General features: G+C 68.5%; 19 protein-coding genes. 10 read left to right on the top strand and 9 right to left on the bottom strand.

From position 1 onward, the window contains the following. A complete protein-coding gene (locus ABD210_RS14410) occupies nt 1-609 on the top strand; it encodes a PEGA domain-containing protein (RefSeq protein WP_344111782.1) in 609 nt (202 codons plus the stop codon). A 68-nt stretch (nt 610-677) separates the two neighbouring features. Here ABD210_RS14410 and ABD210_RS14405 read toward each other — a convergent pair whose 3' ends face one another. The 4 genes from ABD210_RS14405 to ABD210_RS14390 form a co-directional block, all read right to left on the bottom strand. Then, nucleotides 678-2144, bottom strand: a complete 1467-nt coding sequence (locus ABD210_RS14405; RefSeq protein WP_344111781.1) for a dihydrolipoamide acetyltransferase family protein — start codon at nt 2142-2144, stop codon at nt 678-680. Beyond that, on the bottom strand, nt 2144-3121 hold the full coding sequence (locus ABD210_RS14400) for an alpha-ketoacid dehydrogenase subunit beta (RefSeq protein WP_344111779.1): 978 nt from the start codon (nt 3119-3121) through the stop codon (nt 2144-2146). The genes ABD210_RS14405 and ABD210_RS14400 overlap by 1 nt, the downstream gene beginning before the upstream one ends. 3 nt (nt 3122-3124) lie before the next feature. Continuing rightward, nucleotides 3125-4297, bottom strand: coding sequence for a pyruvate dehydrogenase (acetyl-transferring) E1 component subunit alpha (gene pdhA, locus ABD210_RS14395; RefSeq protein ID WP_425552662.1), 1173 nt, complete (start codon nt 4295-4297; stop codon nt 3125-3127). Between the two features lie 356 nt (nt 4298-4653). After that, nucleotides 4654-4818, bottom strand: coding sequence for a hypothetical protein (locus tag ABD210_RS14390; RefSeq protein WP_344111777.1), 165 nt, complete (start codon nt 4816-4818; stop codon nt 4654-4656). A gap of 439 nt (nt 4819-5257) precedes the next feature. On the opposite strand from ABD210_RS14390, the gene ABD210_RS14385 reads away from it, so the two are divergent. Further along, on the top strand, nt 5258-6229 hold the full coding sequence (locus tag ABD210_RS14385; protein WP_344111776.1) for an EamA family transporter: 972 nt from the start codon (nt 5258-5260) through the stop codon (nt 6227-6229). Between the two features lie 524 nt (nt 6230-6753). Further along, on the top strand, nt 6754-7344 hold the full coding sequence (locus ABD210_RS14380) for a hypothetical protein (protein WP_344111775.1): 591 nt from the start codon (nt 6754-6756) through the stop codon (nt 7342-7344). Between the two features lie 156 nt (nt 7345-7500). Here ABD210_RS14380 and ABD210_RS14375 read toward each other — a convergent pair whose 3' ends face one another. From ABD210_RS14375 to ABD210_RS14365, 3 genes are all read right to left on the bottom strand, one after another. Continuing rightward, on the bottom strand, nt 7501-8211 hold the full coding sequence (locus tag ABD210_RS14375; RefSeq protein ID WP_344111774.1) for an SDR family NAD(P)-dependent oxidoreductase: 711 nt from the start codon (nt 8209-8211) through the stop codon (nt 7501-7503). Beyond that, nucleotides 8208-9287, bottom strand: a complete 1080-nt coding sequence (gene hisC / locus ABD210_RS14370; RefSeq protein WP_344111773.1) for a histidinol-phosphate transaminase — start codon at nt 9285-9287, stop codon at nt 8208-8210. Before hisC ends, ABD210_RS14375 begins: the two co-directional genes overlap by 4 nt. 192 nt (nt 9288-9479) lie before the next feature. Continuing rightward, nucleotides 9480-10352, bottom strand: coding sequence for a dimethylarginine dimethylaminohydrolase family protein (locus ABD210_RS14365; protein ID WP_344111771.1), 873 nt, complete (start codon nt 10350-10352; stop codon nt 9480-9482). A 180-nt stretch (nt 10353-10532) separates the two neighbouring features. Here ABD210_RS14365 and ABD210_RS14360 point away from each other — a divergent pair, with 180 nt between their 5' ends. Beyond that, complete coding sequence (locus ABD210_RS14360) at nt 10533-11366, top strand: EamA family transporter (protein WP_344111770.1); 834 nt, start codon at nt 10533-10535, stop codon at nt 11364-11366. Between the two features lie 51 nt (nt 11367-11417). Here ABD210_RS14360 and ABD210_RS14355 read toward each other — a convergent pair whose 3' ends face one another. Continuing rightward, nucleotides 11418-12887 carry a S8 family peptidase gene (locus ABD210_RS14355; RefSeq protein ID WP_344111768.1) on the bottom strand — a complete coding sequence of 490 codons (1470 nt, stop codon included), beginning with the start codon at nt 12885-12887 and terminating at the stop codon, nt 11418-11420. Nucleotides 12888-13289: 402 nt separating this feature from the next. Here ABD210_RS14355 and ABD210_RS14350 point away from each other — a divergent pair, with 402 nt between their 5' ends. The 5 genes from ABD210_RS14350 (at nt 13290) to ABD210_RS14330 (ending at nt 18083) form a co-directional block, all read left to right on the top strand. Next, nucleotides 13290-14027 (top strand): GntR family transcriptional regulator, encoded by a 738-nt coding sequence (locus ABD210_RS14350; RefSeq protein WP_344111766.1) that lies wholly within the window; start codon nt 13290-13292, stop codon nt 14025-14027. After that, nucleotides 14024-15340 (top strand): MFS transporter, encoded by a 1317-nt coding sequence (locus ABD210_RS14345; protein ID WP_344111764.1) that lies wholly within the window; start codon nt 14024-14026, stop codon nt 15338-15340. Before ABD210_RS14350 ends, ABD210_RS14345 begins: the two co-directional genes overlap by 4 nt. Nucleotides 15341-15482: 142 nt before the next feature. After that, entirely contained in the window at nt 15483-16469 is a 987-nt protein-coding gene (locus ABD210_RS14340) for an ATP-binding cassette domain-containing protein (RefSeq protein WP_344111763.1), read from the top strand. Next, nucleotides 16466-17281, top strand: coding sequence for an ABC transporter permease (locus ABD210_RS14335; protein WP_344111762.1), 816 nt, complete (start codon nt 16466-16468; stop codon nt 17279-17281). The genes ABD210_RS14340 and ABD210_RS14335 overlap by 4 nt, the downstream gene beginning before the upstream one ends. Nucleotides 17282-17456: 175 nt before the next feature. Continuing rightward, nucleotides 17457-18083: a TetR/AcrR family transcriptional regulator gene (locus ABD210_RS14330; RefSeq protein WP_344111761.1), complete on the top strand. Its 627-nt coding sequence runs from the start codon at nt 17457-17459 to the stop codon at nt 18081-18083. On the opposite strand, the gene ABD210_RS14325 is transcribed toward ABD210_RS14330, so the two are convergent. Continuing rightward, entirely contained in the window at nt 18070-21318 is a 3249-nt protein-coding gene (locus ABD210_RS14325; protein ID WP_344111759.1) for an ATP-binding protein, read from the bottom strand. The two genes, ABD210_RS14330 and ABD210_RS14325, sit on opposite strands and share 14 nt — an antisense overlap. Before the next feature lie 106 nt (nt 21319-21424). Between ABD210_RS14325 and ABD210_RS14320 the strand changes: the two genes are divergently transcribed. Next, the gene (locus ABD210_RS14320) at nt 21425-22771 is read left to right on the top strand and encodes a serine hydrolase domain-containing protein (protein WP_344111758.1); all 1347 of its coding nucleotides are present in this window, start codon (nt 21425-21427) and stop codon (nt 22769-22771) included. Nucleotides 22772-22935 lie beyond the last annotated feature (164 nt).

Raw genomic sequence — 22935 nt, 5'->3', positions numbered from 1 at the left:
ATGGATGAGAGTCAGCGGAGCCGGGTGCTGGGCGGCGCGGTCGTGGTCGTCCTGGTAATGGTGGTTGTGCTCGGCGGATTCCTGGTGTTCCGCAGTAAGCCTTCGCACATGCTGACAGTGAGGTCGATCCCGAACGACCTGACCTTGACTCTGGACGGAACGGCGATCGCCGCGGACGGTCAGGTGAAGGTCAAAGAAGGGCGCCATACGCTGGTTGGCCAGCGGCGCGGCTTCGAGACCTACACCCAGAGGATCGACCTCCGCGGAGACTCCTCGGTCAAGGTGTACCTCTTCTCGAACAGTGCCGATGGTCGGTCCTGGGAGCGGAACCATCCGGATCAGGTGCTGGAGACCGAGGCCGACGCAGCCCGGAGGTACGAGGAGATGAACGGCCGGCTGCAGCGCACCTATCCGATCCTTCAAGAGTTGCCGTACGTCGGACCCGGGTTCACGGTGAACTACGGCGCGTCCGAAGCGCTCCCGGACGACCCGGAACAGCTCGCCTTCTACATCAAGGTGACCGACTCCGAGGGCCGCCGGAAATCGCAGGAATGGCTCACCGGCCACGGCTACGCCACGGCCGACCTGGAGCTGATCTACACGACCTGAGCGGCAGGCGACCGGTCGCCCCGGGGTGGACGATGCCACCCGGGGGCGAACCGGCGTACCGGAGGAACTCAGAACATCAGGGCGCGCGCCGGGTCCTCGAGGATGGAGGCGACGTCGGCGAGGAAGGTGGAGCCCTTCTCACCATCGATCAGGCGGTGGTCGAAGGACAACGCCAGCGTCGTGATCCAGCGCGGGACGATCTCGTCGTCGACCACCCACGGCTGCTTGCGGACCGCCCCGAACGCGAGGATCGCGGCCTCGCCCGGATTGATGATCGGCGTTCCCGCGTCCACCCCGAACACCCCGACGTTCGTGATCGTGAAGGACCCGCCGGCCTGGTCCGCCGGCTGCGTCCTGCCCTCGCGCGCGACCGCGACGAGGTTGTTCAAGGCACCGCACAGCTCTGGCAGCGTGAGCGACTCGGCGCCCTTGATGTTCGGCACGATCAGCCCGCGCGGGGTGGCCGCGGCGATGCCGAGGTTCACCGAACCCTTGAGCACGATCTCCTGGGCCTGCTCGTCCCACGCCGCATTGATGATCGGCGTACGACGGGCGGCCAGCGTGACTGCCTTCGCCACGATCAGCAGCGGTGAAACCTTCAGGTCGCGGAAGGCCTTGTCCTTCTTCAGCCGTTCGACCAGGTCCATCGTGGCGCTGACGTCGACGGTGATCCACTCGGTGACGTGCGGCGCGGTGAAGGCACTGGCGACCATCGCCTGAGCCATCACCTTCTGCACACCCTTGATCGGTATCCGCGTGTCACCCTGCGCACTCACCACCGGCGAAGCCGCGAAGCCGGCTGCAGCACCGGCTGCGTAGCCAGCCGAAGCACCGGCGTCGGCGGCCGGTGCCGCCGCATGGCCCTCGACGTCGGCCCGGGTGATGATGCCGCCGGGACCGGTCGCAGTCACCGTCGCCAGGTCGATCCCGAGGTCCTTGGCCAGCTTCCGCACCGGCGGCTTCGCCAGCACGTGCACGGATCCGCCAGCCTGGTTGCTGCCGGCAACCACCGCTTCTGGTGCGGGCTCAGGCTCGGCAGCCGTGACCGGAGCAGTCGATGCGGCGACTGGGGTCGGGGCCTGCGGAGCTACGGCCCGAGTGGCGCCCTTGCGGGGGCGGCGCTTGGCCTCGGTGGTCTTGGGGCCATAGCCGACCAGGACCGCGGTCCGTCCACCGGGAGCCGCACCGCCGATCTTGCCGGCCTCGATCTCGTCCCCGTCCGGGATGGACGGAACGAGGTCCTCCTGCGGCGTGCCTTCGCCCACCGGCGGAGCCAGGTCGCCCGGCGAGGCGTCACCCGTCTGCACCGAGATGATCGGCGTACCGACGTCAACCGTCTCGCCCTCGGCCACCAGGAGTTCGGTGACCACGCCGGCGAACGGCACCGGCAACTCGACCAGCGACTTTGCCGTCTCGATCTCGACGATGGTGTCGTTCAGCTTGACCGTGTCGCCGGGCTTGACCTTCCAGCTGACGATCTCGGCCTCGACCAGGCCTTCTCCCACGTCCGGGAGGCGGAACTGCTGGATCCCCATCAGTACTCCATCACCCGGTCGACACCTTCGAGCACCCGGTCCAGGTCGGGCAGGTACTCCTCCTCCATCCGCGAGGGCGGGTAGGGGGTGTCGAACCCGGCGACCCGCAGTACGGGCGCTTCCAGGTGGTAGAAGCATTCCTCGGTCACCCGGGCAGCGAGCTCGGAGCCGGGGCCGAGCGACAGCGGCGCCTCGTGCACGACGACCGCGCGGCGGGTCTTCTTCACCGACTCGAAGATCGTCGCCAGATCGAGCGGCGCGATCGAGCGCAGGTCGACGACCTCCAGGTTGCGGCCGTCCTCGAGCGCCGCTTCGGCCGCCTGCAGGCAGGTCTTCACCATCGGGCCGTAACAGAACAGCGTGGCGTCGGTGCCCTCACGGACCACCTTGGCCTTGTACAGCGGGTTCGCCGGCGGGACGTTCTCGTCGAGCTCGGCCTTCTCGTGGTACCGGCGCTTCGGCTCGAAGAACACCACCGGGTCGTCCGACGCGATCGCCTGCTGGATCATCCAGTACGCGTCGACGGGGTCACCGCAGGCGACCACCTTGAGGCCGGCGACGTGCGCGAACAGCGTCTCCGGGGACTCCGAGTGGTGCTCGACCGCTCCGATGCCGCCGCCGAAGGGGATCCGGATCACGATCGGCATCTTGAGCTTGCCCATCGACCGGTAGTGCATTTTCGCCACCTGGCTGATGATCTGGTCGTACGCCGGGAAGACGAAGCCGTCGAACTGGATCTCACAGACCGGCCGGTAGCCGCGCAGGGCGAGCCCGACGGCGGTGCCGATGATGCCGGACTCGGCCAGCGGGGTGTCGATCACCCGGTCCTCGCCGAAGTCCTTCTGCAGGCCCTCGGTGACCCGGAAGACACCGCCGAGCTTACCGATGTCCTCGCCCATGATGAGGACCTTCGGGTCGTTCTCCATCGCGGCCCGCAGGCCCATGTTGATGCCCTTGCCCAGGCTGATCTTCGCCATGATTCAGCGCTCCTCTGCTGTGTCACCGAAGGAGGCCGCATAGGCGGTGTACTGCGCCTTCTGCTCCACCAGCTGCGCGGTCTGCTCGACGTACGCGTGGTCGAAGAAGTCGGTGAGTGACGGGTCGGGCATCGACAGGCAGCCTTCGCGCAGCCGGGCGGCGATCTGGTCGGCCTCGGCGTCGATGGCGTCGAAGAAGTCGTGGTCGACGCCGGCCGACCGGGCCAGGTAGGCCTTCACCCGCTCGATCGGGTCCTTGAGCTTCCAGTACTCCAGGTCCTCGGACAGCCTGTACTTCGTGGGGTCGTCCGAGGTGGTGTGGGCGCCCATCCGGTAGGTGTAGGCCTCGACCAGGGTCGGGCCGCTGCCCTCGCGGGCCCGCTTGAGCGCCTGCTGGGTGACCGCGTAGGTCGCCAGTACGTCGTTGCCGTCGACGCGGACGCCGGGGAAACCGAAGCCCGCGGCGCGCTGGTAGAGCGGGATGCGCGTCTGCCGGTCGATCGGCTCGGAGATGGCCCACTGGTTGTTCTGGCAGAAGAAGACGACGGGGGCGTTGAACACCGAGGCGTAGATGAAGGCCTCGTTGACGTCGCCCTGGCTGCTGGCGCCGTCGCCGAAGTACGCGATCGTCGCCTCGCCGTCCTCGGGGTCACCCACAGCGTGGTCGCGCTGCTGACCCATCGCGTAGCCGGTCGCGTGCAGCGTCTGGGCGCCGATCACGATCGTGTAGAGGTGGAAGTTGTTGTCGCGCGGGTCCCAGGCGCCCTGGTCGACGCCGCGGAACAGGCCGAGCAGGTTCAGCGGATCGACCCCCTGGCACCAGGCGACGCCGTGCTCGCGGTAGGTCGGGAAGACCATGTCCTTCTTGTTCAGGGCGCGGCCGGAGCCGATCTGCGCGGCCTCCTGACCGAGCAGCGAGGCCCAGATGCCGAGCTCGCCCTGACGCTGCAGGGCAGTCGCCTCCGTGTCGATCCGGCGGACCAGCGTCATGTCCCGGTAGAACCCCTTGATCGCCTCGTCATCGAGGTCGAAGGAGTAGTCCGGGTGCTCGACGCGCTCGCCTTCGGGCGTCAGCAGCTGGACGAACTCGACCTCCTCGGAGGCCCGGGACGGACTGACCGGCGCCTCGGCGGGCGCGAACACTTCCGGGGCAAGGCCCGGCACCGACTCACTCACATGCACTCCTCGGGTTCGAGCGCGGGATCGCCGCGACCGCAACGTTGCACGGGCCCCGACCCATCCAGCCGGGTGAGGCTTCCGGGGAAGAACCGCGTGGATCCAGGGTTGATGCACACCGCGTGGCAGTGAACCTCCTCACTGGTATCACTGCCTATCTTGCCGGACACCGTACCCAGCAGGTTGCTGATCCGCTAACTGTCTGGACGCGGACTTGTACGCCGGTACCGGAGGCCGTCTCAAGATGAGACACCAGTCCGGCAGGTGGTCACATCCCGGCCTCTCCTCCCGCTCGAATCCGAGGTTGTGACACCTCGGCCGGGATTCACACGGCATGTGTCACAGCTTCGTACCGATTACGGCACCCGCTCGAGCCGCCCGGACTTGAAGTCGGCCTGCTCCGCGATCGCTGTCACCAGGCGTGTTCCCCCGTCATGCCCTGCGAACAGCGCGTGCGGGTCGCGTGCGGATTGCCAGTCGTGGTCTCCCCGTCGTGCACCGCGAACAGCCCGTGCGCGCATGCGTGATCCGGCGGGTGCGTGGCGGCCTCCGTGCCGTCGCCTTCCACTGTCCACCCGCGCGCCGTCCACCACCCTGGAAGCCGGCGGCGCGGTGTCGGGAGTCACCCGCAGGACGGGCTGTCGAGTGTGAGGAGTTTGGGAGCGAGTGTGTGGACCGAGTGGCCGGTAAGCGTTTGCCAACGACCCGGTCCGCACACTCGATCCACGGGTTGGGCGAATGGCCCCAAGGTGGGGCCACTCGATGACTGTTGTCCGGTCTGTGAGCCCCAGATGCTGTCCAGTCGGTGATCCCGCCACGACCCCACAGGCGACCGCGTCAACGTGGCGGGAAAGCATGGTCCGCTGGCCGGATATCGCCTTGTGGCTGGATCGACGCGCGGACTAGTGTCAGCATCGTCAACACATTACGCCCATGACACCGCCCGAGAGGATGTCTCCGATGGCCGCTTCCGCCCCTGCCGTCCTGCCCGAGACCGGCACCCGCCAGGCCTCGGCGGCGATGATCTGGTCGGCTCTGGCGGTCGTGTACGTGGTCTGGGGCTCCACCTACCTGGCGATTCGCGTGGTGGTCGAGGCGCACATCCCGCCGATGCTCGGGATGGCAGCCCGGTTCCTGGTCGCCGCTGTCCTGCTTGCGGCCTTCCTCGCGCTGAAGTCCGGCCCGGGGCGGCTGCGGGTCAGCGGACGCGAGCTGCTCGGTTCCGCCGTGGTCGGTCTGCTGCTACTTGCCTTCGGCAACGGTGCGGTGGCGATCGCCGAGCAGACGGTTCCGTCGGGACTCGCCGCGCTGCTGGTCGCCGCGGTACCCCTCTGGCTGATGCTGTTGCGGGTCGGCGGCGGCGAACGGCCGCGACCGCTGACCTGGCTCGGGGTACTGATCGGATTCGCTGGAGCGGCTCTGCTCTCCCTGTCCGGCGGCGACACGAGCGCGAAGCCGCTGTCGGTGGCCATCCTGGTGCTCGGCACGATCAGTTGGGCGGTGGGCTCGCGATACTCCCCGCGCCTGGGCCTGCCGAAGGACCCTCTGGTGGCGACCGTCTACGAGATGGTCATCGGCGGTACTGCGATGGTGCTGATCGGTGTACTGCGGGGCGAGCCCGGGCGGCTCCACGTTGGCGCGATCGACACCTCGGGCTGGATCGCGCTGGCCTACCTGGTCGCGTTCGGCTCGCTGCTCGCGTACACGGCCTATTCCTATCTGTTGGCCAACGCCCCGATCTCGCTGATCGGCACCTACGCCTACGTGAACCCGGTGGTCGCGGTGTTCCTCGGCTGGTTGATCCTCAGCGAGCACGTCACCGCGAAGATTCTCCTCGGTGGCGCGGTCGTCGTCCTCGGCGTCGCCCTGGTCGTCACGGCCGAACGCCGCCGCACTCCCGTCGCCCCCGCGGTCACCGCACCTCGCGACTGAGCCCCCGGCCCCGGCCGCGGGCTGCGGGAGACCCGGAAGAAGGAAGAACCCGGGCTCCCATGGGGTGCCCGGGTCTCCCACCGCTGCCGATGCGCGCGGCAGCGGGTCCGTGTTTGCCGGCCGACGCCCTGCCCCGAAAAAACAGGACGCGAAACTCCGGCAATGTTGCGACGACATTCCGATTCGTCGTGGTAATGCCAATTCGGCGACCACCGAGCCCGCCGAAAATCACCCTCGAATCACCGGGTCATCCGTCACCCGCGCACAGACAACGACGAAGTCCCCGATCGGTTACGGGCTGAGGGCAACGACTCCCTGACCCAGCTGCTACCGACAAGTTGCCTGGTCAGAGGCATGTTGTTGCCGGGTCAGCAATCCCATCGCGTCATCGCTATGCCCTCAGGCCGAATCCCGCCTGAATCACGCCGGGCCGGAAAAGTTTGCCGAAGAAGTTTGTAACCACCCGGGACAGGTCTCGTTACCACTAAGACGAATCCGTCAAACCCGAAAGGAAACCTCGCATAATGCAGGTAACACGCAAGATCGCCGCTGCAGCGGCTGTGGCAACCGTTGCCACGCTGGGCCTGGCCACCGTCGTGAGCGCCAACATGATCGACGACACCAAGGCCAACAGCGGCCTTGCTGACGCGGCTTCGGTGGCGAGCAAGGGCTACGGCGACCACGGCAAGGGCAAGTTCTACTGGGTCAAGGACGACGGTAGCCTGCTGGCCGTCACCGACAACAACGTCGGTCCGTTCCAGGCCTGCCACAACTTCGTCCCGGTCAACGGTGTCGGCGGCCAGGTGCCCGTCACCGACATCACCGGCATCGTCGGTTTCTGGAACGACAACAACACCGCGACCGCTGTCAAGACCTGCGAGCAGGACTCGAAGCAGAACAACGACAAGTGGTACCGGATGGACGAGGGCGGCCTCATCTCCGTCTCCGACAACAACGTCGGCCCGTTCCAGGTCTGCCACAACGAGGTCCCGGTGAACGGTGTCGGCGGCCAGGTTCCGGTCTCTGACCTCGCCGGCGTCCTCGGCCTCGGCAACGACAACAACGCTGTCGACACGCTGAAGACCTGCGAGCAGGACTCCACGCAGAACAACTGACCCTCCCTGGTCAGTGATGCAGGACCCGAGATGGTCGCCTCGGTGGGGCGATTGAATCGGTAGCACCATCAGAAGCGGCATCGGGAAGTACGCCTCACTCCTTCCCGGTGCCGCTTCTCCTCGCCCGGGTCCCAGCCCGGTCCGAGCCGCCTTCTGTCAGCCGTCGAGGTCGCGGAGGTCCAGGACTGTTCCGCTGTCGAGCCGACGGTCGAGCAGCGACCAGATCCCCCGCGCGGCCTGCTCGGCGGTGATCAGCCCGCCGGAGCGCTTCAGGTCGCGGAATCGTTCGACGGCAGGAAACGCCCGCTCGTCCACCGCTCGGATGTCACCCTGCATCGCCGTGTCGACCACGCCAGGCGCTACTGCGATCACCCGGCAGCCGTTCTCCTCGGCGCCGACCGTACGCACCCATTGCTCGACCGCGGCCTTGCCGGCGTTGTAGGCCGACCAGCCCGGGTACGGGTTTCTCGCGGCGCCGGACGAGAGCATCACCAGATGCTTCTCGCGGTCCAGCTCAGCCGTCGCCCGGAGGAACGCCCGGCCAAGCACCTGTGGCGCAGCCGAGTTCAGCAGCACAGCCCGGGTATAGGCGTCCGCGTCGACCGCCGCAGCCGGGCCGATCGGAACGACCGTGCCGGCGTTGTGCACGAACACCACCCGGTCGCCATCGAACCCGGCCAGCTCGGCCGCGAAGTGTTGCTCGACCCGCTTCCAGTCGGCGGGGTCCGACAGATCAGCCTTGAAGTGCTCCACGGTCCCTCCTCGCCGCGACAGGTCGATGACCCGCGCGTCCGGGAACGGAACGGCCGAGGCCAGCGCGGCACCGATCCCGGCGGAGGCGCCGGAGATCCAGATCAGCGAGCTCACTGGCGCCAGGAGCGGGCGACGTCGAGGAAGAGGTCGTTCGCCTCGCGCTCACCGATCGTCACGCGGGCGCCGTCACCGGGGAACGGCCGGACCGAGACGCCCTCGGCTTGCGCCGCCTCGGCAAACGCCAGGGTTTCCCCACCGAGCGGCATCCAGACGAAGTTCGCGTGCGTCTCCGGCACATCCCAGCCGGCCGCCCGCAGCTCTGCGACCACCCGGGTCCGCTCGGTCACCAGGGCGTCCACCCGTTCCAGCAGTTCGTCCTCGGCCTCGAGTGAGGCGATCGCGGCCGACTGGGCGATCTGGCTGACCCCGAACGGCAGCGCGCACTTGCGGATCGCCGCCACGATCGGCGGGTGCGCGATCGCGTAACCAATCCGGAATCCCGCCAGCCCATAGGCCTTGGAGAAGGTCCGCAGCACCACGACGTTCGGCCTGTCCCGGTAGACCTCCGCGCCGTCGACCGTCTCGGGCTCGCGGATGAACTCGCGGTACGCCTCGTCCAGTACGACGAGGACGTTGCGCGGGACGACATCGAGGAACGCCAGCAACTCGTCCCGGCGAACCACCGGCCCGGTCGGGTTGTTCGGCGTACAGACCAGGACGACGCGGGTGCGGTCGGTCAGCGCGGCCTCCATCGCCTTGAAGTCATGCCGCGCGTCCTCGGTCAGCGGCACCTGCACCGAGGTCGCCCCGGTCAGCTGGACCGCGATCGGGTAGGCCTCGAACGACCGCCACGCGTAGACGACCTCGTCGCCCTCGCCGCACGCAGCCTGCAGCAGGTGGTACAGCACCGCGACCGAACCCGTGCCGACCGCGAGGTCGGTCACCGGCACGCCGAACCGCTCCGACAGGGCCTCGAGGAGCTCGAGCGCACCCATGTCCGGGTAGCGGTTCATGTTCGCCGCCGCCTCCATCGCCGCGGCCAGTACGCCGGGCAGCGGGGGATACGGGTTCTCGTTGCTCGACAACTTGTACGTCGGCCGGCCGTCGGTGCGCTCGGGTGGTCTGCCCGGCTTGTACGCCGCGACATCATCCAGACAGGCGCGGAAGCGGACCTCGTCCTCAGGGGTCATGCTCGCAGGCTAACTGTTGCGGCGCCGGGGTAGAACCCTGCCTCGGCGGACCCTACAAATTGACCATCAAGGGACCCCGCAAGGTCCGCTCATTCGCCGTGAATCCGACCGAACGTTGGACAAAGCGGCAGCGAATGGGCGGAACGCCTTGGCGTCGGCGGTCAGCCGCGGTAGCGCCCGCAGTACCGGAGATCAGGTGGGCAGGACGACCTCGCCGCCGGGAAGCGTGGCGGGGGTGAGGTCGAAGTCGAGGGGGTTGGTCAGGCAGCGGGCCGAGCCGCCGCCCTTGTGGAACTCCGACAGGTCGAGCACGACGATCTTCAGGCCGAGGCCGGTCAGCAGCTCCCGTAGCCGCGGCGAGCAGGCGGGCATGATGATGGTCTCGTTCACGACCAGGGAGTTCCCGCTGAACGCGAACGCCTCCTCGTCGGTGAGCACGATGGGGTCCGGAACGATGCCGAACAGCTCGGCCTGGCTCGCCGCGTCGAAGGCCGGCGGGTAGACCAGCGCGTGGGTGCTGTCGACCGGGCAGAACGGCAGGTCGAGGTGGTACATCCCCTCGTGCGCGATCCGCAGCCCGCGGACCCGGAGGTTCCACTCGGTCGCCAGGTGCTTGAGCGCATCCGCCTCGGTGCGTGGGCCGTAGCCGACCACCAGGCTGTCGCCGAAGAGGAAGGCATCGCCCGACTCGAAGTGCGGGCCGATCCCTTCACCGCCGGTCCGGCTCAGCTCGAACCCGTGGCCGGTGAACCAGTCGGCCGCCGTCAGCGACTCCTTGCGCCGCGGCTCGAACCGCATGTGGGAGAGCATCGCCCGTCCGTCACCGGTCGCCAGGCCGAGGTTCATCGCGTAGACCATGTCGGGGGAGTCCGGCCGCTGCTCCAGCACCTCGACCTCGCCACCCGCGTCGACGATCGCCTGACGCAGCGAGTCCCACTGCTTCATCGTCAGCGCCGGGTCGGGCTGGTCCTGGGTCGACATGTACGGATTGATCACGTAGTCGATCCGGAAATGGTCCGGCCGGACCATCAGATAGCGGCGACCCCACCCCAGCGAGTGACCCATGAAACCACCTCTGCGACTCGGGTCGGCGACATTGACCGATCCCCTGATTGTCTGACAATCAGTCAGTGTGCAGTCCTGCCTGACCCGAGTCAACACGGCTCGGCAGAAGGCCTGCGCGGACCCTGTCCACCTGGAGGAACTCGGTGGTGGAAGGGATGGTCGCCGGGAGAAGGTAGCGGGGTGGCGGTCTTGCTGGCGGTGCTCGGTGCGGCGGTGTTGCACGCCGTGTGGAACGCACTGGCGCACGGGGTTCCGGACCGGCTGGGCGGCTTCGCGTTGCTCGGGTTGTCGTCCGGGACGTGCGGCCTCGTCACGGTCGTGATCACGGGACTACCACCCGCACGTGTCTGGCCGTACATCATCGCCTCGGTCCTGCTGCACCTTGCCTACTACGGCGGCTTACTGGCGTCCTACCAGCTCGGGCAGTTCAGCCAGGTCTACCCGCTGGCTCGCGGTACGTCGCCCTGGGTGGTTGCCGTGGTCGCGATCGTCGTCCTGCACCAGGAGCCGGTGCCAGTAGAGCTGGCCGGAGTACTGCTGATCTCGGCCGGGCTGATCGCACTCGTGTTCATCGGCGGTCGTCCTACCCGGCGGCAGTCACCCGCGTTGTTGGCCGCGTTCGGGACGGGGCTGACGATCGCGGCGTACACGGTGGTGGACGGAGTCGCTGTCCACAAGGTCGCCCTGGCGTCGTACATGGGCTGGGTGTTCATGCTGCAGGGCTTGATCGTGCCGCTGCTCGTGCTCTGCCGGCGTGGCCCGGGCTTCCTGACTGTGGAGCGACGTTTCCTGTACGCCGGACTCGGCGGCGGGGTGGTGTCCCTTGCGGCGTACGGGCTGGTGTTGTGGGCGCAGACGCGCGGCACGCTGGCCTCGATCGCGGCCTTGCGGGAGACCAGCATCATCTTCGGGGCGATCATCGGCGCGCTGTTCTTCGGCGAACGGTTCGGGCCGAAGCGCGCTCTCGCCGCTGCTGTCGTCGTCGCCGGGATCGTGCTGATCAGTGCTGGATAAAGGAATCAGGGGGCCCCGGGCGGGGGACCCCCTGACTCGGCCTGCGATGTTTCAGTAGCGCGTCACGGCGTCCAGCGCGTCGACGATGCCCTCACCGAAGAAGGCGTTGTTCGCCGTCGTGCCGGTGCAACGCGGGTCGGGTGTGGCTGGGCACGCGGTGTCGTCGGCCTCCCGCTGCAGGGCCTTCTCCAGCTCACGCGGACCCCACCACGGGTGGACCGACTTCATCAGCGCGGCGACGCCGGTGACATGCGGGGACGCCATTGAAGTGCCGCTGAACTTCGCGTAGCCGCCGGGCACCGTCGACAGGATGCTGCTGCCCGGAGCCGCCACGTCGATCTTGCCCAGGCCGAAGTTGGAGAAGCTGCTCTTGGCCACGGCCTGGGTGGTGCTGGCAACTGTGATCACCCCAGGCAGCTCGGTCGGCATGTCGAGGCAGTCGTTGTTGATCTGCCGGGTCACCGTCGTGGTGTCGTTCGGGCTACTGCTGTCGGTGGTCTTGTGGGCCAGGTCGTAGTTCGAGTTACCGGCGGCCGCGACCGAGAGCACGCCGTGCTTGGTGGCGTACTCGTAGGCGCGGCGGACCGCCTCCTGGACGGCGCCCTGGTCTCCGTTGTCCTTGCACCAGAACGTCCACGGGTCGATGAAGTAGCTGTGGTTCGTGACGTCCATGTGGTGCTCGGCGGCCCAGATGATCCCGCAGATCGAGTACTCCGGGTAGATGAAGCCGTCGTCGTTCACGACCTTCACCGAGGCGATCCGGACGCCCGGAGCGACGCCGACGATGCCGATTCCGTTGCGGGCGGCGGCCACTGTGCCGGCCACGTGCGTGCCATGGGAGCTGGTGGTCGGCCGCCAGCCGCCGGCGGTGGTGTCGGGCACCCCGTTGTTGACGCAGTTGACCGAGTCCTTGGCGTCGAAGTTCGGCGCCAGGTCCGGGTGGGTGTCGTCGACCCCGGAGTCATTGATACCGACGAGGACCCGGCGGGATCCGTCGGTCACCTTGTGCGCCAGGTCGGCCTTGATCTGCTGCATGTCCCACTGCTCGACCTCGCGCGGGTCGGGAGTCGGCGTACCCTCGGCCGTGTTCAGGCCCCGGCTCTGCGCAGTCGGCGCAGTCGGCGCGGTCTTCGCGGCGGAGCCGACCGGGCCCTCGCTCACGGCCGCGGTCCGGGTGGCGCCGACCGACTGGATCTCCCGGCCGTCGCGACCGGAGCGGACGTCGGTGCGGAAGTCGGCGTTGGTCGCCTGCGCGATCACCACGCCGATCTCGTCGTAGGACTGGACCACGGTGCCGCCGGCGGCCTTGACGGCCTCCTCAACCTTCTTCACGTGGCCGTGGCCGGCCTTGGTGTTGATCGCGTAGTTCATCAGCGGACCGGGCGCGGACGAGGCAGCGGTCGATGCGGTGGGCGCGAAGGGCGCGGCCTGGGCGGCAGTGGCGGCACCGGCCGTGGTGAAGGCCAGAGCCGCCACGGCAAGGCCGGCACTCAGCCGGTGGGAACGGGAGCTACGGGACACACTGTCTCCTCGGGGCGATAGCGAGTGGACGGAACGCTGCCCGCGACTCTAGAACGCTTCTGCGCCCACGGGTCCCCGGGCCACCCAACACACGGGAAACCCTGCACCGCCTGCTACCGACAGTCCCCGGCCTCACTCTCCGCTGTCGACCTACTGCCCACAGCTGTGGATCGTCCTGTGGATAACCCGTGGACAAGCCGCGCGGTCAGGTGGACAAGCTGTGGAGTCAGCAGCCGCCTCAGGCGGCCGGAGCCTGTTGACGCCACTTGTCCACAGCCGCTCATTGCACCAGCCCACAGACCGCGCGAGCTTGTCCACAGCCGAGGGAAGGAAATCGGGATAGAAGGTGTTGCGTGTAAGTTAGATACAACAGGTATACGTCGTCTTGGTGAGGGGTGAGCAGTGAGCAGCGGGGTGCCGGAGAACGAGCCGGCGAGTGTGGGGTCGGTGTTGGGGGATCAGACCACCGAGATCGCCCGGATCGTCGCGGAGTCGGCTCCCGGAGTGGAGCGGATCCCGGCAGCGGAGCGCGTCTACGCGTACGTGAAGGCAGCCATTCTGGACCGGGTCTACCCCGGCGGTGAGTTGCTGACCGAGGGGGAGCTGGCCACCGCGGTGGGAGTCTCCCGTACTCCGGTCCGTGAGGCGCTGCTGCGGCTGGAGGAGTCGGGGCTCGTCAAGCTCTACCCGAAGAAGGGCGCGCTGGTCCTGCCGGTGCTCCCGCAGGAGATCAACGACGTCCTCGAGGCGCGCGAGCTGATCGAGGTCCACGCGGCCGCCAAGGTCTGGCCGCGCCGCAAGCAGCTCGCCGAGACCCTGAAGCCACACGTCGACGAGATGCGCAAACACCGCAGGGCCGGGGATGCGAAGAGCTTCCTGGAGGCGGACCGCGCCTTCCACGAGGCCATCGTCGGTGCCGCGGGCAACGAGATCCTCGCCAAGCTCTACAACAGCCTGCGCGACCGCCAGGTCCGGATGGGCGTGCCCGGCATCGAGGTGCAGCCCGCTCGGATGGACAGGTCGATCGCCGCTCACCAGGAGATGATCGACGCGCTCGGCGGGAACAGCAGCAAGCGCTTCCGCGAGCTCGTCGTCGACCACATCCACGCCGCCGAGACCGACCTGCGGGGCCTGCGGTGACCGAACTTCTCTTCCCCCTGGGCGGTCGTCGCGCCTGGGCGGTCTGGGCCACTGCTGTCTTCACCTACCTGGTCACCGTGTTGCACCGCGGCTCCATGAGCGTCGCGGGTCTGCAGGCGGCCGAGCGGTTCCACATCTCCGCGTCCGCGCTCGCCAGCTTCACTGTCGTGCAGCTGACCGTGTACGCCGCGATGCAGGTGCCGGTGGGCATCCTGCTGGACCGCTACGGGTCGAAACGCCTGCTGATCGCGGCCTCGGGACTTCTCTTCGTCGCTCAGTCCGCGTTCAGCCTGGTCGACTCCTACCCGGCGGCACTCGCGGCCCGGGCGATCCTCGGGGTGGGCGACGCGCTCGTCTTCATCAGCGTGCTCCGGGTGGTCATGTCCTGGTTCCCGGCCCTGCGCCAGCCGGTGATGTCACAGACCACCGGCATGCTCGGCGGTATCGGCGCGATCGTGTCGACAGTTCCGATGGCCGCCGCCTTCCACTCCTTCGGGTGGACCGGCACCTTCGCCGGCGCGAGCGTGCTCAGCCTGATCACCGGTGTCGCCGTCCTCTTCCTGCTCAAGGACAGCCCGTACGACGAGCCGCTGCACCGGACGAAGCAGTCCCTCTCGGAGGTCCGGCACAACCTGCGCCGGGCCTGGAGGGAGCCGGGCACCCGGCTCGGCCTTTGGACCCACTTCACTACCAGCTTCTCGGGCAGCACCTTCGGTCTGCTCTGGGGTTATCCGTTCCTGGTCCGCGGCGAAGGACTCGCTCCGACGACCGCGGCGGCTCTGCTGATCCTGCCCGTGCTCGCGGGGCTCTGCTACGGACCGGTCGTCGGCCGGTATGCGGCGAAGTTCCCCTTCTACCGGTCGTGGATCGTGCTCGCCGTGATCGCGGGATCCGTGGCCATGTGGACCGTAGTACTGGTGTGGCCAGGCCGGGCTCCGATGCCGGTCCTGCTCCTGCTGATCGTCGTACAGGCTGCTGGTGGTCCTGGGTCGATGCTGGGGCTGGACTATGCGCGGACGTTCAACCCGACGACCCGGTTCGGCGCCGCGAACGGGATGGTCAACACCGGCGGGTTCATCGCGACCCTGCTCTGCATCGGGATGGTCGGGGTGCTGCTGGACGCGTCCTCGGGCGGCGCGCCGCAGACCATCACCGACTTCAAGTGGGCGCTGACCTTCCAGTACGTGCTGTGGGGCATCGGCACGGTCCAGATCCTGCGCTACCGGCGGCGGGCCCGCGCGACGTTGGCCCGGTACAACCCCGAGGCCTACGAGGCCCTCCGCGCCAACCAGATCGTCCCTCTCGAGGCCTGACCCCGCCTCCGATGAGCTGGCGGGGGTCCCGCCACTTCTCCGGACGCGACAGGGCTGTCTCAGGGGCGCGCCAGGCGGGTGCCAGGGCGGTATCAGTGGTGCGGCGGACGGTGGTTCCAGAACAGTCATCTGGGAGGAACCGATGTCCACAACGAACCAGGTCGCCATCTCGGCCGAAGGTCTGGTCAAGAAATATGGCACCACCACCGCGCTGGACGGCGTCGACCTGAGCGTGCCGAGCGGCAGCGTGCTCGGCGTCCTCGGCCCGAACGGGGCCGGCAAGACCACCGCCGTCCGCATCCTCGCCACCCTGCTGAGCCCGGACGCCGGGCACGCGACAGTCGGCGGCTACGACGTGGTCCGTGAGGCGGCGCGGGTCCGCGAGATCGTCGGCCTGACCGGCCAGTACGCGTCCGTCGACGAGGACATGTCCGGGCGCCGCAACCTGGTCATGATCGGCCGCCTGCTCGGGCACTCCCGGCCGCGGTCCAAGGCCCGAGCCGACGAGCTGCTCGAGCGGTTCGGGCTGATCGAGGCCGGCGACCGGATCGCGAAGACCTACTCCGGCGGGATGCGCCGCAGGCTCGACCTGGCCGCGAGCCTGGTCGGGAACCCGAGCATCCTCTACCTCGACGAGCCCACCACCGGGCTGGACCCGCACGCCCGCGACGGGGTGTGGGACACGGTCCGCAACCTGGTGCTCGACGGAACCACCGTGCTGCTGACCACGCAGTACCTGGAAGAGGCCGACGCACTGGCCGACTCGATCATGGTCTTCGACAAGGGCAAGGTCGTGGCCTCGGGCCGTCCGGCCGAACTGAAAGCGCAGGCCGGCCGCCAGTCGATCGACGTCAGACCGGCCGAGCCGGGTCACCTGGAGCGCGTCGCCGCGATCGTCGCCGAGTCCGTCGGGGTGCGTCCCACCGTCGACGTGGTGAACGCCCTCGTCAGCGCACCGGTGACCGACGGCTCGGTGCTACCGGTCGTCGTCCGCCGGCTCGACGAGGAGGGGATCGCCGTCACCGAGCTCGCGCTCCGGCTGCCCAGCCTGGACGAGGTCTTCCTCGCCCTCACCGGGCACGCCACCGAAGAAGAGAACGTCGCAGCCCTGGAAGGAGCGGGCCGATGAGCACCGCGACACTCGAAGTACCCGCCCCCGCGGCCCGCCGGAGCCGGCCGTTCGCCTGGGTGGAGCAGAGCCTGACCCTTGCCTGGCGCAACATCGTGCGGATCAGGCAGAACCCGGAGGCGCTGGCGGACGTGACGTTCCAGCCCATCATCTTCCTGGTGCTCTTCCTGTTCGTGTTCGGCGGTGCGATCTCCGCCGGTGGGAAGTGGCAGGACTACCTGCCGTACCTGTTGCCGGGGTTGCTGGTGCAGACCGTCGTGTTCTCGACGATGGGGACCGGGGTCGCGTTGAACGACGACTTCGCCAAGGGCGTGTTCGACCGGTTCCGGAGTCTGCCGATCTCGCGGATCGCGCCGCTGGTCGGTGCGGTGCTGGGCGACGCGGTGCGGTACACGCTCTCGATCGTCATCCTGATGGGAACCGGCTTCGTGCTCGGCTTCCGGTTCGGGAACGGGGCGGGCAACGGACTGCTCGCCTGCCTGATCGTGCTGCTGTTCGCGCTCTCGCTGTGCTGGGTGTGGGTCTGGCTGGGGCTGAAGCTCCGGACCGCGCAGGGCGTGCAGGGAGTCGCGTTCCTGGTGATGTTCCCGCTGACCTTCGGCAGCAACGTGTTCGTGAACCCCGACACGCTGCCCGGCTGGATGCAGGCCTTCGTGAACGTGAACCCGGTGAAGTACCTGGTGAACACGATGCGGGGGCTGATGCTCGGCGGCGAGGTGCGGCAGCCGCTGCTGATCACGCTCGCCTGGATGGTCGGCCTGATCGCGGTCTTCGCCCCGCTGGCGATCCGCGCCTACCGTCGCCGCACCTGATCGCCGCAACCACAACGGGGGTCGAGGCAACTGCCTCGGCCCCTGTTGCCTGTCGCGGCAAAAAGGCGACGCTCAAGCGAAAGGCCCTATTTTCACACGGAAATCGGCCGGTCATCACGATCCGATCTGGCTAAGATGACAAGAGTTCAGGCACGGGGTATCGACAAGAGGTGCAATGAGCGAACCCTCCGTACGCCGCTATTCCGGACGCTCGGTGGACGAGTGGAAGGCGGCGCGACGGGAACGGCTGATGGACGCCGCGCTGGAGCTGTTCGGTACTGATGGCTACCAGGCGACCTCGGTGGAACGCCTGTGTGCAGAGGCGAAAGTGTCGACCCGGCACTTCTACCACGAGTTCCGGAACAAGGAGGCGGTCCTGCTCGCGGTGCACGCCGAGGTGATCGAGCTGGCAGTCCGTAGTACAGGTGATGCGCTCGAGCGGACCGCCGCCGCGCCGGTCCGCGAGCGGATCACCGCGGCCGTCGACGGCTACCTGCAGGCGATCATGGCGGATCTGCGCCGGGCGCGGATCTCCTTCGTGGAGGTTGTCGGCACGAGTCCCGCGATCGAGGAGCAACGCATCGCGTTCCGCGAGTTGCTGGTCTCGTGCGTGGATCACATCGGCGAGACCGCTGTCGCCCGGGGGGAGATCGCGCCGAAGGACTTCAGGTTCCTGGGGTTGTGCTTCATCGGCGCGGTGAACACCGTCGTGTACGACTGGATGCTGAAAGAGCCACGCCCACCTGAGGACCAGGTCCAGGGCGCACTGCGCGACCTGGCCGTCGCCCTCATGACGAGCTGATCACCTTACGGAGCTCCGCGGTCGCGTCCTCGCGGTTCAGCGCCGCGCCCGCTTCGTAGGCAGCGTCGTACCCGTCGGACCCGAGCGCCTCGCGGAGCCGTTCGACAGTACGGCGTACGTCGAGGTTCGGCCGGCTCCGCAGGCCGCGCAGAGCCGCGGTGATGCCGAGCAGCCGGGCGGCGCGTTCAGGATCGCCGGCCAGCAGATCGACCTCGGCGGCACTCTCGATCACCATGGAGATCAGCGGCATGTCGTCACTGCTCAGTGCGAGGTCGAGGCCGAGGCAACTGTGCTTGCGGGCGGTGGGGAGATCGCCGAGCGCGACCGCCACCCGAGCACGCTGCCCCATCACCAGCGCGTGCTCGTGCGGGGCCAGCCGCCCGACGCTCAGGTCGAGCAGTTCGTAGGCGCCTTCGGCTCGTTCGTGCGCCTCGTCGAAGTCGCCGCGTCGGAGCGCGAGCGCGCTCAGCCCGACCATGGCGATCGACTGCCCGCTCCGGCTGCCGGTCTCCTCAGACAGCTGCCGCGCCCGGAGCAGGTCGGCGAGTGCACCGTCCAGGTCACCGAGCTCGGCCCGGCTGAGCGCACCGGAAGACAACAGTTGCGGGACGCCCTCCGTGGTGCCCAGCTCGGCGATCAGCCGCAACGCCTCCGTCAGGGACGCCAGCGCGGCGGCATGGTCGCCGACGGCGCCTTGGTAGCTCGCCATCCCCCGGAGTGCCAGCGAGGTGCCCCATCGGTCGCCGAGCTCGCGGAACCCAGCCATCGCCAGTTCGAGATCGGCGAGCATCTGATCGATCTCGCCCTCGTTCTCGTTGACCATCGCCTGCATCATCGTCGCCATCGACCGGGTCCACAGGTCCGGCACCCCCCGCGCCTCGTCCAGCTCGCGGGCCATCGCCGGCTTGTCGCGGCGGGCAGCCGCCCAGATCGCGTTGGTGAGCAGCCCGACCGCGGAGCCGCGAACCTCCTGATGCCGTCGGCCGAGCCACCGCACCTCGGCGAGTGACCGGATGGCCTTCGCGAACGAGGCGGGAAGATCCTCACCGGCCGAGATCGTGCCGATCGCGTACATCAGCACGGTGGCCGCCCGCGTGACTGGTTTGGTAGGCCCCGGTACAGCCAACGCTGCTTCGAACCAGGTGATGGCCTCTGCCGGACGGCCGCGCATGTTCCAGTACTCGCCGAGCACCGAGACCAGTTCGACCGAGTTGGCGGCATCGCCGGCGTCGACCGAGCTGCGCAGGGCGTCGAGGAGGTTCTCGTTGTCCGCGTCGAACCGTGAGATCCATTGCAACTGCTCGCCGGTCCGCAGCTTGGTCTCCGCCTGTGCGGCCAGTTGCAGGAAGTACGTCGTATGCGCCTGCCGCACGTCGGCGGACTCGCCCGAGGCCGCAAGTTGCTCGGCGCCGTACGCCTTGACCGTTTCGAGCATCCGGTAGCGCACGGACCTGTCGTCGGCGGCCGCCTCGACGAGCGACTTGTCGACCAGCGACGCCAGTACGCCGAGCACGGCCTCGGGTGGAAGGCCGGGACCGCTGCAGACTTGCTCGGCCGCCTCCAGGGTCGCGCCGCCGGAGAAAACTGACAGGCGTCGTGCGACTGCCTGCTCGTCCGGCTCCAGGAGCTCCCAGCTCCACTCGACCACAGCGCGCAGCGTCTGGTGCCGTGGCAAAGCTGTCCTCGAACCGCTGGTCAGCAAGCGGAACCGATCCGCGAGTCGCTCGACGATCTGCACCGGCGTCAACGCGCGCAACCTGGCGGCGGCCAGTTCGATCGCCAACGGCATGCCATCGAGCCGCCGACAGATCTCCGCGATCGCCTCCCGGTTCCCTTCGGTGATCGTGAAGTCCGGCCGTACCGCGCGGGCGCGGTCGACGAACAGCTGGACCGACGGGTAGCTCTCATCCACGCTATCCACCGGCGGCAGCCCGAGTGGCCCCACCTGATGGAGGTACTCGCCGGGGATGCTCAAAGGCTCGCGGCTGGTCGTCAGCACCCGGAGCCGCGGACAGACCGCCAGTAGCGAATCGACCAGCGCGGCGACTTCCTGGACCAGATGTTCGCAGTTGTCGAGGACGAGCAGCACCCGCCGGTCGGCGATCACCTCGACGAGCCGTTCCGTCGCGGCGCGGCTGGTCGGCAGGTGTTTCGGCGCAAGGGTCGTCTTGAGATGGTCGACGTATTCGCTGGCGCCCAGCGCGGTCAGCATCGCCGGCGCGACATCAGCTGCGTCGCCCAGCGGAGCCAGCTCGACGAACCAGATCCCGTCGCCGCCCTGCTCCATCAGCGAGCGCCCGGTCTCGGTCGCCAGCCGCGTCTTGCCGGCGCCACCCGAACCGACCATCGTGACGAGGCGCGTTCCGTTGTTCAGCAACCTCATCAGCTCGGCGACATCGTCGGAGCGACCCACGAAGCTGGTCAGAGGCATGCGCAGGTTGCTCTTCGGGGCCGCTTGGACCGGCGCCAGGTCGACGGCGCGCGCGGCCGGATCGATCGAATCACCCCGCAGCACCTGCACATGCAGCTCACGCAGCCTGGTCCCCGGATCCGCGCCGAGCTCGTCGGCCACGGTGCTCCGCACCCTCTCGTACGCCGCGAGTGCCTCGGCTTGGCGACCATCGGCGTACAGGGCTCTGATCAGGAGTTCGTGCAAGCGTTCGCGGAGCGGATGCGCGACGGCGAGCCGTTCGAGCTCGGCAGTCACTTCGCGCGCGTGTCCGCTGGTCACCGCGGCCTCGGCGAGATCCTCGGACGCACCCAGCCTGAGCTCGGCCAGCCGATCAGCCTCGATCCCGGCGAAGGGAAGATCCCGCAGGTCCGTCAGGGCGTCGCCACGCCAGAGCCGCTCGGCCTGGGTGAGGAGCGCCCGGGCCTGAGCAGGATCCGACGCCAGCAGTCGCCGGCCCCGGCGGACGAGATCCTCGAACTGGAGCGCGTCGACGGACTCCGGCGGGATGGTCAGCGTGTAGCCGGCCGGGCCGGACTGGACCGAGATGCTCGATTCGGTGGCGGGCAGACCCGCCCGGAGCCGGGAGACCAGGGACTGCAGGGCGTTGGCGCTCGGCGCCTCGCTGCCCCACAACCCGTCCACGAGCGTCTCGATCCCCACCGGACGGCCGGCGTCCAGGGCCAGCCGCGCGAGCAACCCACGCAACCTGACGCCGCGGACGTCCAGCGGAGTCCCGTCGGCCGCCCACATCGCGAGAGGCCCCAGCACCGCTATGCGCACCACTCCAGCCTCCCACACCACCCCTCAGCTCGGTTGCGTCCGAAGAGGTGAGGGGCCTGCCCAACGGCCTTTCGGACGCAAGCTCCCACCGATGGCTTACTGTCGGCGGGTGACCGAGATCGCCGCCAAGACCCAGTCCGCCCTGAGCCGGATCCTCGCCGAACGTCAGACCGAGGGCCGGGTGCCCGGGATCGTGGGTGCCGTCGCCCGATCCGGTGCGCTGGCCTGGTCCGACGGGGTGGGGTCAGCCGACCTGTCCGCACCGGGGGTGCCGCCGACCGCCGATTCGCAGTACCTGATCGCCTCGCACAGCAAGACCTTCACCGCGGTCGCGATCATGGCGCTGCGCGACGAGGGCAAGCTCAGCCTGGACGCACAGGTCCAGGAGTTCATCCCGGAGAGCAAGCACGAGGGAATCACCGTGCGGCAGATGCTCAGCCACATCAGCGGCATGCAGCGCGAACCCGTCGGCGATGTCTGGGACCAGCTGAACTTCCCGGACCGCGCCGAGCTGATCGCGGGCTGGAACGAGGCCGAGCGGATCGGCAAGCCGCACCACCGGTTCCACTACTCGAACCTGGTCTACTCGGTGCTCGGCGAGATCGTGGCCCGCCTCGACGGGCGGTCATGGTACGAGTCGATCCAGGCGCGCATCCTGCAGCCGCTGGAAATGCGCCGTACGACGGTCGGCATGGACGGCGGGCCCGCGGCCACCGGGTACTACGTGCCACCGTTCTCCGACGTACCGGTCAAGGAGCCGCTGATCGACATCGGCGCGATGGCTGCGTGCGGGGGACTGGCGAGTACTGCGGAAGACCTCGTCCGGTGGATGATGTTCATCGCGAACCCCACCGACGAGGTGCTCTCCAAGGACACCCTCGACGAGATGTGCCAGCCGCAGACGATGGCCGACGTGGACCGTTGGCAGCTCGGGTTCGGCCTGGGGTTCATGTTGTTCCGCCGCGGTGAGCGGGTCTTCGTCGGTCACACCGGCGGCATGCCCGGCCACATCACCGGCAGCTTCGTGCACCGCCCGTCCGGCACCGCGGGGGTCACGCTGATGAACACCACCTCGTCCCCCGATCCCGCCACGATCGCGACCGACCTGATCATCAAGGTCCTCGAGGACGACCCGGCCCTCCCGACCCCCTGGATCCCCGGCACCTCGGTCCCCGACGAGCTGGTCGGCATCCTGGGCACCTGGTTCTCCGAGGGCAACCCCTTCGTCTTCTCCGTCAAGGACGGCAAGCTCCAGGCCGCCGCCCCGGGCCTGCCCTCCTGGAAGGCCCCTGCGGTCTTCGAGAAGATCTCCGAAGACCTCTACCGCACCGTTTCGGGCCGCGAAGTAGGCGAACTCCTCCGCATCACCCGAGACGCTACCGACACTCCCACCACCCTCCACTGGGCCACCTACCTCTGCACCCGCCAACCCCTTGCCTTCGGCGAATGGCTCTAGTCCGACAGCCGTAGTTCGTGATGATGCCTTTCGGCGCGGGGGGGGGGGCCGTGGAGGGCTGGGTGGGTGCGGCCCTGACCAAGAGTGGGGACCTGGGACAGGTAGTCGGGGCCTTGAACATGTTATTTCGTGTCCGCGGTCCCTGTTTGGTGTTCAAGGTCGCC

The organism is Kribbella alba (assembly GCF_039529635.1).
Lineage (GTDB): Bacteria > Actinomycetota > Actinomycetes > Propionibacteriales > Kribbellaceae > Kribbella > Kribbella alba.
Note: the sequence above shows the minus strand (reverse complement) of the source record. Positions and strands in the feature narration are given on the sequence as shown.